General features: G+C 73.4%; 11 protein-coding genes and 1 riboswitch. Of the genes, 7 read left to right on the plus strand and 4 right to left on the minus strand.

The genetic code is table 11. The annotated features are described in order from the left end of the window. Positions 1-39: 39 nt before the first annotated feature. From ACIGDI_RS06090 to ACIGDI_RS06105, 4 genes are all read left to right on the plus strand, one after another. Positions 40-1,593 (plus strand): MFS transporter, encoded by a 1,554-nt coding sequence (locus ACIGDI_RS06090; protein ID WP_399891145.1) that lies wholly within the window; start codon positions 40-42, stop codon positions 1,591-1,593. 31 nt (positions 1,594-1,624) lie between these two features. Then, entirely contained in the window at positions 1,625-2,365 is a 741-nt protein-coding gene (locus ACIGDI_RS06095) for a VOC family protein (RefSeq protein ID WP_399891148.1), read from the plus strand. Between the two features lie 100 nt (positions 2,366-2,465). Continuing rightward, the gene (locus ACIGDI_RS06100; protein ID WP_399891151.1) at positions 2,466-3,407 is read left to right on the plus strand and encodes an NAD-dependent epimerase/dehydratase family protein; all 942 of its coding nucleotides are present in this window, start codon (positions 2,466-2,468) and stop codon (positions 3,405-3,407) included. After that, on the plus strand, positions 3,404-4,339 hold the full coding sequence (locus ACIGDI_RS06105) for an RNA polymerase sigma-70 factor (protein WP_399891154.1): 936 nt from the start codon (positions 3,404-3,406) through the stop codon (positions 4,337-4,339). The genes ACIGDI_RS06100 and ACIGDI_RS06105 overlap by 4 nt, the downstream gene beginning before the upstream one ends. Before the next feature lie 9 nt (positions 4,340-4,348). Here the strand turns inward: ACIGDI_RS06105 and ACIGDI_RS06110 are convergent, their stop codons facing one another. From ACIGDI_RS06110 to ACIGDI_RS06125, 4 genes are all read right to left on the minus strand, one after another. Further along, on the minus strand, positions 4,349-4,774 hold the full coding sequence (locus ACIGDI_RS06110) for a VOC family protein (protein ID WP_399891157.1): 426 nt from the start codon (positions 4,772-4,774) through the stop codon (positions 4,349-4,351). Positions 4,775-4,802: 28 nt separating this feature from the next. After that, positions 4,803-5,555 (minus strand): LuxR C-terminal-related transcriptional regulator, encoded by a 753-nt coding sequence (locus ACIGDI_RS06115; protein WP_399892951.1) that lies wholly within the window; start codon positions 5,553-5,555, stop codon positions 4,803-4,805. Between the two features lie 468 nt (positions 5,556-6,023). Then, a complete protein-coding gene (locus tag ACIGDI_RS06120) occupies positions 6,024-8,024 on the minus strand; it encodes an NlpC/P60 family protein (RefSeq protein WP_399891160.1) in 2,001 nt (666 codons plus the stop codon). An 8-nt stretch (positions 8,025-8,032) separates the two neighbouring features. Next, positions 8,033-8,207: riboswitch (cyclic di-AMP (ydaO/yuaA leader) on the minus strand. Between the two features lie 204 nt (positions 8,208-8,411). Then, the gene (locus tag ACIGDI_RS06125) at positions 8,412-8,819 is read right to left on the minus strand and encodes a DUF5997 family protein (protein WP_200705511.1); all 408 of its coding nucleotides are present in this window, start codon (positions 8,817-8,819) and stop codon (positions 8,412-8,414) included. Between the two features lie 58 nt (positions 8,820-8,877). Between ACIGDI_RS06125 and ACIGDI_RS06130 the strand changes: the two genes are divergently transcribed. From ACIGDI_RS06130 to ACIGDI_RS06140, 3 genes are all read left to right on the plus strand, one after another. Continuing rightward, complete coding sequence (locus ACIGDI_RS06130; RefSeq protein ID WP_399891165.1) at positions 8,878-9,624, plus strand: LysR family substrate-binding domain-containing protein; 747 nt, start codon at positions 8,878-8,880, stop codon at positions 9,622-9,624. A gap of 144 nt (positions 9,625-9,768) precedes the next feature. Beyond that, the gene (locus ACIGDI_RS06135) at positions 9,769-12,369 is read left to right on the plus strand and encodes an ATP-binding protein (protein WP_399891168.1); all 2,601 of its coding nucleotides are present in this window, start codon (positions 9,769-9,771) and stop codon (positions 12,367-12,369) included. Between the two features lie 106 nt (positions 12,370-12,475). Next, positions 12,476-13,864: an FAD-binding oxidoreductase gene (locus ACIGDI_RS06140; protein ID WP_399891171.1), complete on the plus strand. Its 1,389-nt coding sequence runs from the start codon at positions 12,476-12,478 to the stop codon at positions 13,862-13,864. Positions 13,865-13,932: the final 68 nt, after the last annotated feature.

The raw sequence follows: 13,932 nt of genomic DNA on the forward strand, positions 1-13,932 counted from the left end.
GGACAGTGAACGCCGTCGTTCACCGAGAGCAAGCGCACTATGAGCAGCAGCCCGCAGCCGACCTCCGCAGCACAGGCCACCACCCGGGAACCGGGCGGTGGCGGAAACGGCATGGCGCTGCTGGTCATCGCGTCCTGCCAGCTGATGGTGGTGCTCGACATCACCATCGTGAACATCGCGCTGCCGCACATCCAGAGCGCCCTGGGCTTCTCCACCACCAGCCTGTCCTGGGTGGTCAACGCCTACACGCTCACCTTCGGCGGGCTGCTGCTGCTCGGCGGGCGCACCGGCGACATCCTCGGCAGGCGCCGCATGTTCATCTTCGGGGTGCTGCTGTTCGCGCTCGCCTCCCTGCTCGGCGGCCTCGCCCAGAGCTCCGGTGAACTCCTCGCCGCACGCGCCCTGCAGGGCGTCGGCGGGGCCATCGCCTCCCCGACCGCGCTCGCACTGATCAGCACCACCTTCCGGGAGGGCCCGGAGCGCAACCGCGCCTTCGGCGTCTTCGCCGCGGTCTCCTCCGGCGGCGGCGCGATCGGGCTGCTGGCGGGCGGAATGATCGTCGAGTGGCTCAACTGGCGGTGGGTGTTCTTTGTCAACGTCCCCATCGGGGTGCTGATCGCCCTCGCCGCACCCCGCTGGATCAAGGAGTCCGAACGCCATCCGGGTCACTTCGACGTCGCCGGCGCACTGACCTCCACGGTGGGCATGGTGCTGCTGGTGTACGGATTCATCAGGGCCGCGCAGGAAGGCTGGCGGGACCCCTTCACGCTGGCCTCGTTCGGAGCCGCAGTGGTCGTCCTGGTCGCCTTCGTCCTGATCGAGCGGCGCTCCGAGCAGCCGATCACCCCGCTGCACATGTTCGCCGACCGCAACCGCGCGGGCACCTACGGCATCATGCTGAGCCTCGCGGCCGCGATCTTCGGCATGTTCTTCTTCCTGACGCTCTTCGTCCAGGACGTGCTGGGCTTCAGCCCGTTGCAGGCCGGGCTCGCCTTCCTGCCGGTCAGCGCGGTGATCGCGGTCGGTGCGGCGCTCGCCTCGCGGTTCCTGCCGAGGTTCGGCCCCAAGCCGTTCATGGTGGTGGGGGCCGTGCTCGCGGCGGCCGGTCTGGCCTGGCTGACCCTGACCGACGTCGACTCGACGTACCTCGGCAGCATCCTCGGTCCGATCTGCGTCTTCGGTCTGGGCATGGGCATGGAGTTCGTCTCGCTCACCCTCATGGCGCTCTCCGACGTCTCCGTCCGGGAGACCGGTGCGGCGTCCGGCCTGCTCAACGCCACCCAGCAGGTGGGCGGTTCGCTCGGCCTGTCCATCCTGGTCACCATGTTCGGCACGGCCAGCACCAACGAGGCCCACAAGCAGGTCTCCCGCTTCCTGGCGCAGGCCACCCCCGCCGAGCGCCTGCGCTTCCGGCACACCGGCAAACTCCCGCCGCCCTGGTCCGACGAGGTCCTCACGGCCGGCATCTCCGCCGCCTTCGTCACGGCGGCGATCTTCACCGTCGTCGCCGCCCTGGTCGCCGTTCTCGCCATCCAGGTCCGCCCGTCCGACCTGGAACGCCTCAAGGGCGGCATGGGTCCCGGAGCGGTCTGAGTCCACGTGACCGGTGCATAGGATCACCGGCATGGCAGTACGACCGGTTCAGGTGAACATCAAGGCCCTCGACCCCGTGGCCGTCGGCCGGTTCTGGGCGCAGGCGCTCGGCTGGAACGCGTACCACCCCGGTGTGACCACCTACGTCGGGCCCGCCGGCGGGCTGGTCTGGCCGGACCCGGCCTTCGTGGGCATCGACGTCGTTCCCGTCCCCGAACCCGGGACGACGACGAAGAACCGGGTGCACCTCGATCTCGCCACCACCTCCGAGGCCCACCGGACGGAGCTGGTCGAGCGCGTGCGAGCCCTGGGTGCGACGCCCGTCGACGTGGGCCAGGGCAGCGTGCCGTGGACGGTCCTCGCCGACGTCGAGGGCAACGAGTTCTGTGTGCTGGAGCCCCGGGACGTCTACCGGGACACCGGCCCGATCGCCGCCATCGTGGTCGACTGCGCCGATCCCCGGGCCATGGCCCGCTTCTGGGGCGAGGCCTTGGACTGGACCCTGCACGAGGTGGCCGACGACCGCGCGGTCTGGCGCTCCGCCGAGGGCACCGGCCCGTACCTCGAGTTCCTTCGCACCCCGGGCGCGAAGACCGTGCCGGACCGCGTCCATCTCGACCTGCTGCCCCGCCCCGGTGACGACAAGGAGGCCGAGGTGGCCCGGCTGCGGGCCCTCGGCGCCACCGACCTCGACCTCGGCCAGGGCGACGTCCCCTGGACCTGCCTGGCCGATCCGGAGGACCACGAGTTCTGCGTGCTCGCCCCGTCCTGACGCACGTGCGCGGCCCGTGGTCCCGGAGACCGCCCTCCCATGTCACAGACACGGGTGGCTGTCTCGTCCTGACGGTGAGAACTGATTCGGGACCGGGAAGGTGATCATCGTGCGGGTGTTCGTGGCGGGCGGATCCGGGGTGCTCGGGCGGCGGCTGGTGCCGCAGCTCGTGGCCAGAGGACATCAGGTGACGGCTACGACGACCGGCGCGGCCAAGCTGGGGCTGCTGCAGCGGCTGGGCGCGCAGGGTGTCGTGATGGACGGCCTGGACGCGGCCTCGGTCGGCGAGGCGGTCGCACAGGCGCGGCCGGACGTGATCGTGCACCAGATGACCGCGATCTCCATGGCGCACGCCGGCAAACCGGATCTGAAGCACCCGGACCGCTGGTTCGCCAAGACCAACCGGCTGCGCACCGAGGGCACGGACCACCTGCTGGCCGCGGCTCAGGCGACCGGCGTCCATCACCTCGTCGCGCAGGGCTACGCCAGCTGGAACGGCGTCCGGCAAGGCGGCTGGGTGAAGACCGAGGAGGACCCCCTCGACCTCCTGGAGGGCACCGCCGCGCAGGCGGGCATGGAGGCGATGCGGCACGCCGAGGAGGCGGTCCTCGCGTACGGCGGCGCGGTGCTGCGCTACGGCGCCTTCTACGGGCCCGGTGCCATCGACGACCAGGTCGTGCTGGTGCGCAAGCGGCAGTACCCGCTGGTCGGCAGTGCCGCGGGGTACAGCTCCTGGATCCACCTCGACGACGCCGCGAGCGCCACCGTGCTGGCCGTGGAGCAGAAAGCGGCCGGCGTGTTCAACATCGTCGACGACGAACCGGCCCCGGCCAACGACTGGCTGCCCCACCTCGCCGAGTGCGCCGGAGCCAAGCCGCCGCGCCGGGTGCCCGTATGGCTGGCCCGGCTGCTGGCCGGCGACCAGGCGGTGATCATGATGACGCAGGGGCGCGGCTTCTCCAATGCCAAGGCCAAACGGGAGCTGGGCTGGCAGCTGCGCCACCCGTCCTGGCGCCAGGGCTTCAAGGAGGAGCTGGCGTGACCCGCACCGAGGAGTTCGAGGAGCTGCGGCCGCTGCTGTTCGCGATCGCCTACCGCATGCTCGGCAGCGTGAGCGAGGCCGAGGACGCGCTCCAGGAGGCCTGGCTGCGCTGGCAGGCCGCCCCGACCCGGCCCACCTCCACCAAGGCCTACCTCTCGGCGGTGGTCACCCGGATCTGCGTCGACGTCCTGCGCTCGGCCCGGGTACGGCGGGAGGAGTACGCCGGCCCATGGTTCCCCGAGCCGCTGCTCGCCGACCCCTACGAGGACCCGGAGCGCTCCGCCGAACTGTCCGACTCGCTGTCCATGGCCGCCCTGTTGCTGCTGGAACGGCTGACCCCGCTGGAGCGGGCGGTCTTCGTGCTGCGGGAGGTCTTCGGGTTCGGCTTCCCGGACATCGCCTCGGCCGTGGGCCGCTCGCAGGCGGCCTGCCGCCAGCTCGCCGTACGGGCCCGCCGGCACATGGACGCCGGCCTGCCTCGGTTCGAGGCCGGCCGCAAGGAGCGCGAGGAACTCGCCGGGCGGTTCTTCGACGCCTTCCGGGAGGGCGACGTCGACGCGCTGCGCGAACTCCTCGCCGCCGACGTGCACATGGCGGGCGACGGCGGCGGCAAGGCGCCGCAGCTGGCCAACGCGGTCATCGGCGCCGAGCACGTGGCCCGCGTGCTCGCCGAGTTCGCGCCGCAGATCGGCAGCGTCGGCGTCGTGGTGGAACCGCGGCAGGTCAACGGCCGACCCGGCGCGCTCTTCCGCGACCGGGACGGCAGGATCGTCAGCGTCATGGCTCTCGACGTCCTCGACGGACGGGTCCGGACGATCCGCTCGGTGATCAACCCCGACAAGCTGGGGCACCTGGGGGCGGTGGCGGACGCCTGGGCGCTCAGGCGGGAGGCGGAGCGGGCGCGCCGCCTCGCGACCGGCCGGACCGGCTGAGCGCGCGGGTCAGCCGACCGACGTGCCGCCCCACTCCTCCGGAGCGACGTCCGCGAGCGTCTGCGAGAACGTCCACTGGTGACCGGCCGGGTCCTCGGCCGTGTACTGGCGCTCGCCGTACTCGAAGTCGGTCGGCTCCATGAGGATGCGCGCGCCGTGCTCCCGGGCCCGCTGGCAGTGGGCCCGGGCGTCCGCCACACGGACGGTGACCGAGTGGGTGACCTCGCCGGGGCGCGGCGGCCGGCGGTCCTTGCGGACGTCCCCGACGATCACCGCGCCGTCCCCGTAGGCGAGTTGGGCCCGGTGGTCCTCGCCGATGCGCACCCGCTCGGCGAAGCCGAAGGCCGCGCCCAGCCAGTCGACCGCCGCGCGCACGTCCGGGTAGATCAGCACGGGGATGACCGTCGCGGCGGGGATGGAACGGTTCGGCTTCATGACGGACTCCGGAGGTCTGGCGGCATCCCTACCGCCGTGCGGACGGTGCGGGCACCAGGCCGAGTCGCTGGGCGCGCAGGACCGTGCTGACGCGGTCTCGTGTGCCCAGTTTGCGGTAGATCTTCTCGATGTGCTTGTGGACCGTACGGTCCGAGATGCCGAGTCGGCGGCCTATCGCGGACGCGGTCAGCGCGTCCGTGAGCAGCAGCAGGACGCTCGTCTCGCGGGGCGTCAGCCGCGTGTCGGCCGCCCGGTGGGCGGGGCCGGCCGACCGCCGCAGGCGCTCCAGCAGTTGCCGCTGCCGATCGACCGCGGCCAGCAGCGGCTGCAACTCACTCGCCACCCGGACGTGGTCGTCGGTGAAGTCCCGGCCCGAGCGGTAGACCATGCAGCCGGTGACCGGGCCGGCCGCCTTCGGCAGCGGGATCGCCAGCACGTGGTGCGCGTCCATGAGGCCGCCGATCAGCCGCGCCGTCGGGCTCGTGGACCAGGCGCGGCCGGCCGCCCGGCGGGCGGTGAGCGGCGTGCGGTCCCGGCCCGCCGTGTACAGGGGTGCGAAGGGATAACCCTCCCGCAGCAGGCTCACGGACTCCTCGCCGAGCCGGGCGAACCCGTCGGCGACGGCGGCGGGCATGCCGACCGTGCCCGAGGACGCGTTCCACTCGTCCAGCTTGTAGATCAGCGTCTCGCCGCCGCACAGGGCCGGCAGCGCCTCGGCCAGCAGCGGCCACAGCCGCTCCGGCTCGGGCTCGTTGAGGGCCGCCACGGCCACCGACAGCATGCGTTCATGGGCCCCGCCCAGCGCCTGTGCCACGTTCCGACTCCGCGTACGCAGTTGTACCCATACCGAACGGCGTCCACGGTGCCCGAGACTGCACACGGGCGCCGGTGACGCTCCCGGAAACACTCCAGCACATCGTCGCTCCGGCGGCCGCGGCGGGGGAGACCCGGCGGTTCACGTGGGGGACGGCCGGTTCAACCTGGCCCCGGATTCCGGGCGGGCCGCCGGAACGGGGGACCGGCGGCCCGCACCCGGCTCACCAGCGGGGCAACCCGAGCCGCAGGCGGTCGTTGCGAACGCGAGCCCCGCGGCGACGAGGGCGGCGGCCGGACGGCGACTTCGTCGACGATCACCCATGTCGACGGTGCACCGGAACGGGATGTCATGACGAAGGGCCCCGCGCAGCCTTGGCAGCGCGGGGCCCGGAAACGTTCTTCGGTTATGGAGATTCGATGGCGTGACGAACCGTCAGGCCGGTCGCACGGCGATGCGGATCGCCGCCTCCCCGGCGTTGTGGATCGACTCCTCACGGATGACCGAGCCCGGGCCGGGGGCGTGGATCATCAGACCGTTGCCCGTGTAGAGGCCCACATGGCTGAAGTTGTCGTGGAAGAAGATGAGGTCACCGGGGCGGCTCTCGGCGAGGGGGATCACCGTGCCGGCGCTCGACTGCTCGCTCGTACTGCGCGGCAGCGCGACCCCGGCGGCCTTCCAGGCGGCCTGGGTCAGCCCCGCGTTGTCGTACGACTCCGGGCCGACGGCACCCCACAGGCACGGCCTGCCGATCTGCGCGCGGGCGAACTCCACGGCCCGGTCGGCCTTCGTGCCGGTGGACGTCTCGACGGCCGGGACGCCCGTCTCCAGGACGGTCGGCTGCGGCGCCGGCCGCTCCTCGACCACCGGCACGCCGGTGTCCAGAACCGACGGCTCCCGCAACCGCCGAGCCACGTCGGCGGCCCGCCGGGCCTGCTCCTGCGCCACGGGGTCCCGCCAGTCGGCCTGCGGCGCCGCCGCCGCGATGATCTGCTGGGCGCCGGTGTCCCAGCCGGGCTGTGCGGGGGCGGACGGGGCCATGGTCTGGGCGACGAGCTGCTGTGCGCCGGTGTCCCAGCCGGGCTGTGCGGGGGCGGACGGGGCCATGGTCTGGGCGACAAGCTGCTGTGCGCCGGTGTCCCAGCCGGGTTGTGCGGGGGCGGACGGGGCCATGGTCTGGGCGACGAGCTGGTGGGCGCCCGTGTCCCAGCCCGGCTGCGCCGGCGCGGCTGTGGTGCTCGCGCGGTTGGTGGCTGTCTGCTGGGCGGGTATCGCCCAGCTCGGCTGCGCCGGTGCGGAGGGGGACATCGTCTGCGCGACGAGCTGTTGTGCGCCGGTGTCCCAACCGGGTTGTGCCGGGGCCGATGGGGCCATGGTCTGCGCGACGAGCTGTTGGGCGCCGGTGTCCCAGCCGGGCTGTGCGGGGGCGGACGGCGTCATCGACTGGGCGACGAGCTGCTGAGCGCCCGTGTCCCAGCCCGGCTGCGCCGGCGTGGCCGCCATGCTCGTGCCTGCGGTGGCGGCCTGCTGGGGTCGGGACGTCCAGTCGGGCTGGGCCGGTGCGGAGTCGTTCATCGTGCGGGCCGCGGCCGCCTGCTGGACCTGGGCCGCCCAGCTGGGCTGCGCCGGTGTGGCCTCGATCGCCGCGGGGGCCGCGCTCTGCGGGGCCGGGGCCGCCTGCCAGGTGCTCCGGTCCGGCTGCGGGGCGACGGCGGGACGCGGGGCGGAGGTCTGCCGGGCGACGTGCCGGTACAGCAGGTCGCTGGCCGCGGCGACCTTGCGCTGGTTCTCCTGCTTGGATCTGCGCAGCGAGGTCTGCCGCGACTCCGCGGGGGCCGGGGCGGCCGGGAGTGCAGCGGCCGCTTCCTGGCGGGGCTGGGGCACCGCGGGAAGCGCAGCCGTGGGGGCGGCGGGCAGCTCGGCCATCGGGCGACGGGGCCCGGCGGCGGGCAGCTCGGGTACGGCCCGGGCGGGGGCCTCCAGCTCACGAGCCGCACGAGCCTCCACCGCGCGAGCTTCCACCGGACGGGGGGGCCGGGTGGCGGCGGGACGCCTGGCCGGGGTGCGGTCGGACGGGAGGATCGCCGGGACGGTCGGTCCGATGGACGCCCGGGCCATGTCGAACCACTGCCGGGAGACGTTGTCCAGGTCGGGGTCCGAGCCCCCGCGCGGCTGACCGCCACGCTCGCCGGTGCCGCGCGCCTTCTGCACGCGGGTCAGGTTGAACTGCCCGGTGTCCTCCTCGGCACGGTCGTACAGGCTGCTCACACGCTGCCGGACGTCCTCCCGGCTGGGTGCTTCGTCGCCCGGCTGGGGCGAGGCGTCGGCCGTCTGCGAGAACAGGGCCACCGAGGTGAGGGCGGCCGTCGCGAGGGCGGAGTTGCGCATACCGGGGAGGCCGAAGCCTCCGGCACGCGACGATCGTTCCGGCGCCATGGGGGCCGTACTCCTTCCGTACTCCGCCTACCGAGTTAGCTGTCGGGTTCGGGCGGTCAATTCCGGAAGGCATGCCCTACGGCCCTTGCGCCGAAGCGCAGTCGGGCCGATTCACCCCATGAATCGGTTGGGTCCCCGGTTCCGGCCGCCGCGAAGGCGCACCGGATTCGGCGGAGGCCGCTCTTCCCGACGGGGTTCGCCGGAGTGACACGAGCGGCCTGAGGCCAAGCTAGCCAACTTGTGCGCCTCGTGTGAAGGTTGACGGCCGGAATGTCCGATACGCTTTTGTGACCTTCGTCGTGACGCACCGTCAGATCCCTTTTCGGTGGACGGAGGGCGTGCAGGTGGTGACGGAGAGTCACCGAACGCCTCTCCGGCCACGTGGCGTCAGGAACGCGGAGCCTGATCCTCGCCCGCCGCCCGCTCGGCGTTGCGCTTCTTGATCCGCGCGCCCTCCTTGCGGACCTCCGCCTGCGTCGCGCGCTCCTTGACCAGCCACTCGGGCTGCTCCTGCTTCAGGGTCTCGATCTCCTCGGTGGTGAGGGCCTCGGTGACCCCGCCGCGCGCGAGACCCGAGATGGAGACGCCCAGCTTCGCCGCGACCACCGGACGGGGGTGCGGGCCGTTGGCCCGCAGCTCGCGCAGCCACTCGGGCGGATTCGCCTGGAGCTCGTCGAGCTGGGCGCGCGAGACGACACCCTCACGGAACTCTGCGGGGGTGGCCTCGAGGTACACACCCAGCTTCTTCGCCGCGGTGGCGGGCTTCATCGTCTGGGCGGTCTGGTGCGACTTCATGGGGTCAAGGGTATCGAGCGCGTACGACGCCTCCGACCACGGCCGGTAACCTGGCGGGGTGACAGGCTCGGAAGCATCCCAGACGTTCCGGCTTGCGTACGTCCCGGGGACGACGCCCGCCAAGTGGGTGCGGATCTGGAACGAGCGCCTGCCCGACATCCCGCTGACCCTTCAGCCCGTAGCGGCCGCCGAGGCCCCCGACGTACTGCGGGCCGGCGAGGCCGACGCGGGGCTGGTGCGGCTCCCGGTGGACCGTGCGTACTTCAGCGCCATCCCCCTCTACACCGAGACGACCGTGGCCGTCGTACCCAAGGACCACGTGATCACGGCCGCGGAGGAGATCACCCTCGCCGACCTGGCCGACGAGGTGCTCTTCCACCCCCTCGACGACGTCCTCGACTGGGACGCCCCGCCCGGCGAGCCCGCCTTCGAGCGCCCGGCGACGACCGAGGACGCCGTGGAGCTCGTCGCGGCGGGCGTCGGCCTCCTGGTGGTGCCCCAGTCCCTGGCCCGCCTCCACCACCGCAAGGACCTCACCTACCGCCCGGTGACCGACGCGCCCCGGTCGAGCGTGGCCCTGTCCTGGCCGGAGGACGCCACCACCGACCTGGTGGAGGACTTCATCGGCATCGTCCGCGGCCGTACGGTCAACAGCTCCCGCGGCCGCAAGCCGCAGCCGGCGGAGAAGACCGCGGACAAGCCGGCGCCCCGCCGCAAGCCCGCGGCGGCGAAGACGCCCGCCCGCAGCCCCAGGACGGGCACGTCGAAGACCCCGAAGCGAGGAAAGCCCCGCCGCCGCTCCTAAGCCCCGTGGACCCGGCGTTTCGCACGGGCACTTCGCAGGGATGCGGGCACTTCGCAGGGATTCGGACGGTGGCCGTCCAGTACCTGCCCGGCCCCCGAACCGGACCGCGAAGACTTCACCCCGCCCCGGTGACACAATCGGTGAGTGGACCGGGGGATCCTCGAGCGTGAGCCCGAGCTGGAGCTGCTGGCCTCGGCCGCACAACAGGCGGCGGACGGCGCCGGTGCGGTGGCACTTGTCTTCGGCGAGGCGGGAATCGGCAAGTCGAGCCTGGTCGGAGCCCTGCCCGAGCGGTTGCCCGGGCAGGCGCGGGTGCTGGTCGGCCAGTGTGACGACCTCACCACCCGGCGCCCCCTCGGACCCTTCCGCGACCTCGTCGGCAGCGTCGGCGCCGACCTCGCCCGAGCCGTCACGGAGGGCGCCGATCGGCACCGCGTCTACGAGTCCCTGCACGCCGAGCTCGCCGTGACTCCGCATCCTGCGGTACTCGTCGTCGAGGACGTGCACTGGGCCGACGAGGCATCCCTGGACGCCCTGCGCTTCCTCGTCCGGCGCATGGACCGGCTGCCCGCCCTGCTCGTCCTCACCTACCGCGACGACGAACTGCACCGCGGCCACCCCCTGCGTCACCTCCTCGGCCAGGTCTCCCGCGCCCCCCGCGTGCACCGCCTGCCGCTGGCCCGGCTCTCCCTCGACGCGGTACGCGAGCTCAGCGCGGCCGGCCGGCTCGACCCGGCGCAGGTGTACCAGGTGACCTCCGGCAACCCCTTCTTCGTCACCGAGGTCCTGGCGGCCGGCGGCACCGGGGGAGTGCCGCCCACGGTCGTCGACGCCGTGCTCGCCCGGCTGCGCGGGCTGCGGCCGGACACCGTGGACGCCCTGGAACAGCTCGCCGTCGTTCCCTCGGCCGTCGAACGCCGACTGGTCGACGCGCTGCTCACCGACGGCGTGGCGGTCCTCGCCGAGGCCGAACAGCGCGGGCTGCTCACCGTCACCCCCGAGCGGATCGCCTTCCGGCACGAGCTGATCCGGCGGGCCGTCGCCGACTCCGTGCCCGCCGCCCGGCGCATCGAACTCGACCGCCACGTCCTCGCTGCGCTCGCCGCCCTGCCCGGCGCCGACGCCGCCCGCATCGTCCACCACGCCGCGCGGGCCGGCGACCTGGACGCCATCGCCCGCTACGGCCCGGACGCCGCCCGGGACGCCGCCGACGCCGGCGCCCACCGCGAGGCCGCGGCCCAGCTCAGGCTCGTCCTGCGCCAGCGCCACCGCTACGGCCCGGCCGAACTCGCCGAGCTGCTCGAACGTCACGCCGTGGAGAGCTACACCATCGCCGACACGGCCGCCGCCGTCACCGCCGAGCGCGAGGCGGTCGCCCTGCGCCGGTCGCTCGGCGACATCCTCGCGCTCGGCTCCGACCTGCGCTGGCTCTCCCGCATCCACTGGTGGGCCGGTGACGCCGACCAGGCCCAGGCCGCCGCCCGCGAGGCCGTCGCCGTCCTGGAACACGCGGGCGACGACCGGCTGCTCGCCCTGGCCGTCAGCAACATCGCCCAGCTGCGCATGCTGTCCGACCGCTACTCCGAGGCCGTCGAACACGCCGAGCGCGCCATCGTCCTGGCCCGCAAGGCCGACGACTCGGCGATCCTCTCGCACGCCCTCAACAACCTCGGCACGGCCCGCTGGCGGGGCGGCGACCCCGACGGGCGCAAGCAGCTGGAGGAGAGCCTGGAGGTCGCCCTCGGCGCCGGCGAGGTCGAGCACGCCTGCCGCTCCTACGCCAACCTGATCTGGAACCTCCTGGACAACCTGCAGTACGCCGACGCCGACCGCTTCCTGCCGCCGGCCCTCGACCTGGCCGACCGCGCCGAGCACCTCGGCTTCCTCACCTACCTCCACGTCGAACTGGCCCTGCGCCGCCTGGCCGCCGCCGACTGGGAGGACGCCGAACGGCACGCCGAGTTCGGCATCCACGACTTCCCGCCGGCCCGCTGCCCCGCCCTGACCGTGCTGGCGCGGGTGCGCGTCCGGTCCGGCAGGCCCGGGGCCGGCGAGCTCCTCGCCGAGGCCCGGGAGATCGCCGTACGGACCAGGGAGCTCCAGCGCACCGGCCCGGTGGCGGCCGCGCAGGCGGAGGCGGCCTGGCTGCGCGGCGACGCGGACGCCGTGGTGGCGGCCGCGGCCCCGGTCCACGCCCAGGCCCGCCATCTGTCCGGGATCCCCTACGGCGCCGAACTCGGCTACTGGCTCACCAAGGCCGGGCATCCGGTGCCGACGGACGACTCCGACCACCCCTACGCCCTGCAGGCGCGCGGCCACTGGCGGGAGGCCGCGGCCGTCTGGAAGGCCGCCGGCTGCCCCTACGAACACGCCGCCGCCTTCGCGGAGAGCCCGCACCCCGCCGACAAGCTCGAGGCCCTCGCCGAACTCGACGTCCTGGGCGCCGAACCGCTGGCCCGCCGAGTCCGCGCCGAACTGCGCCGCCTCGGGGTGCGGCACATCCCCCGCGGCCCGCTCGCCGCCACCCGCGGCAACCCCGGCCGGCTCACCGAACGCCAGCTCCAGGTGATGCGGCTGCTCGCCCAGGGCCTGACCAACGCGGAGATCGCCGCGCGCCTCGTCGTGTCCGTCCGTACCGTCGACAACCACGTCCGCGCCGTCCTCGGCAAACTGGACGCACCCACCCGTCGGCACGTCGCCGTCCGCGCCACGGAGCTCGGGTTGCTGCCGGAGCGCGAAACGTAGGTATCGCGGGCGGCCGAGGTAGGTGATGCCCACCGATGCCCGCACCCGCGCAACCCGAGTAGAACGTGCGTATCGACCCGACTCACGAAGAAACGGGGGATATCGCATGACCACCACAGAGGCCCAGGCGGCGCGACAGGAACTCGCGGACTTCACGGGGGAGCTCATCGGCCCCGAGGACTCCGGCTACGAGCAGGCCCGCGCCGTCTACAACGCGATGATCGACCGGCGCCCCGCCCTCGTCGCGCGCTGCGCCGACGCGGACGCCGTCGCCCGGGTGATCGGCTTCGCCCGCGCCCACGACCTGCCCCTCGCGGTCCGCGGCGGCGGCCACCACGGTGCCGGGATGGGCACCGTCGACGGGGGAGTGGTCGCCGACCTGTCCCCCATGAAGGAGATCCACGTCGACCCCGAGGCCCGCACGGTCCGCGTCGGCGGCGGCTGCGTGTGGGGCGAGGTGGACCGCGCCACCCACGCCCACGGCCTCGCCACCCCCAGCGGCATCGTCTCCACCACCGGCGTGGGCGGCCTCGCCACCGGCGGCGGCCTGGGGCACCTCACCCGCAGGTGCGGCCTGACCATCGACAACATCCTCTCCGCCGACGTCGTCCTGGCCGACGGCCGGCAGGTGCGCGCGAGCGCCGACGAGAACAGCGACCTGTTCTGGGCGCTGCGCGGAGGCGGCGGCAACTTCGGCGTCGTCACCTCCTTCTTGCTGCGGCTGCACGAGATCGACACCGTGGTGGCCGGACCCACCTTCTGGCCCGTCGAGATCAGCGCCGACGTCCTCACCGCCTACCGGGACTTCCTCCCGAACGCGCCCCGCGACCTCAACGCCTTCTTCCTCTACGGCACCGTGCCACCGGCCCCGCCGTTCCCCGAGGAGATCCAGCTCCGCAAGACCGCCGGCGTCGTCTGGTGCCACACCGGCGGCGACCCCGAGACCGCCGCGCGCGAGATGGCACCGCTGCTCGACGCCCTGCCGGAGCCGATGCTGCACGCCGTCGGACCGATGCCCCACCCCGACCTGCAGGGCATGTTCGACGGGCTCTACCCGCCCGGCCACCAGTGGTACTGGCGCGCCGACTTCGTCGAGGAGATCCCGGACGAGGCCGTCCAACTGCACGCCAAGTTCGGTGCCGAGGTGCCGACCGTCCAGTCGACGATGCACCTCTACCCGATCGACGGCGCCGCTCACGACGTCGGCCCCGACGAGACACCGTGGAGCTACCGGAGCGCTCGGTGGTCCACCGTCTACGCGGGCGTCGACCCCGATCCGGCCAACGCCGAACTGATCAAGCGCTGGGCGGTCGACTACTCCGACGCCCTGCACCCGTACTCGGCGGGCGGCGCCTACGTGAACATGATGATGGACGAGGGCCAGGACCGGGTCCGCGCCAGTTACGGCGGCAACTACGAACGGCTGGCCCGTATCAAGGCCGACCTCGACCCGGACAACGTCTTCCGCCTCAACCAGAACATCCGGCCCACCTGACCGCATCGGCCGACCGGACGGTGCCCCGGGCGGGGGACGGGGCACCGCCGGTCACCCGGGGGCGCATC

Origin of the sequence: Streptomyces sp. NPDC085900, assembly GCF_044540925.1 — a bacterium.
GTDB lineage: Bacteria > Actinomycetota > Actinomycetes > Streptomycetales > Streptomycetaceae > Streptomyces > Streptomyces gilvifuscus.

Excerpts from the sequence above, each read along its gene's own strand:
- ACIGDI_RS06125 (WP_200705511.1), bottom strand. The coding sequence starts at position 8,819 with ATGAAGTCGCACCAGACCGCCCAGACGATGAAGCCCGCCACCGCGGCG.
- ACIGDI_RS06110 (WP_399891157.1), bottom strand. The coding sequence starts at position 4,774 with ATGAAGCCGAACCGTTCCATCCCCGCCGCGACGGTCATCCCCGTGCTG.
- ACIGDI_RS06115 (WP_399892951.1), bottom strand. The coding sequence starts at position 5,555 with ATGCTGTCGGTGGCCGTGGCGGCCCTCAACGAGCCCGAGCCGGAGCGG.
- ACIGDI_RS06090 (WP_399891145.1), top strand. The coding sequence starts at position 40 with ATGAGCAGCAGCCCGCAGCCGACCTCCGCAGCACAGGCCACCACCCGG.
- ACIGDI_RS06120 (WP_399891160.1), bottom strand. The coding sequence starts at position 8,024 with ATGGCGCCGGAACGATCGTCGCGTGCCGGAGGCTTCGGCCTCCCCGGT.
- ACIGDI_RS06140 (WP_399891171.1), top strand. The coding sequence starts at position 12,476 with ATGACCACCACAGAGGCCCAGGCGGCGCGACAGGAACTCGCGGACTTC.
- ACIGDI_RS06095 (WP_399891148.1), top strand. The coding sequence starts at position 1,625 with ATGGCAGTACGACCGGTTCAGGTGAACATCAAGGCCCTCGACCCCGTG.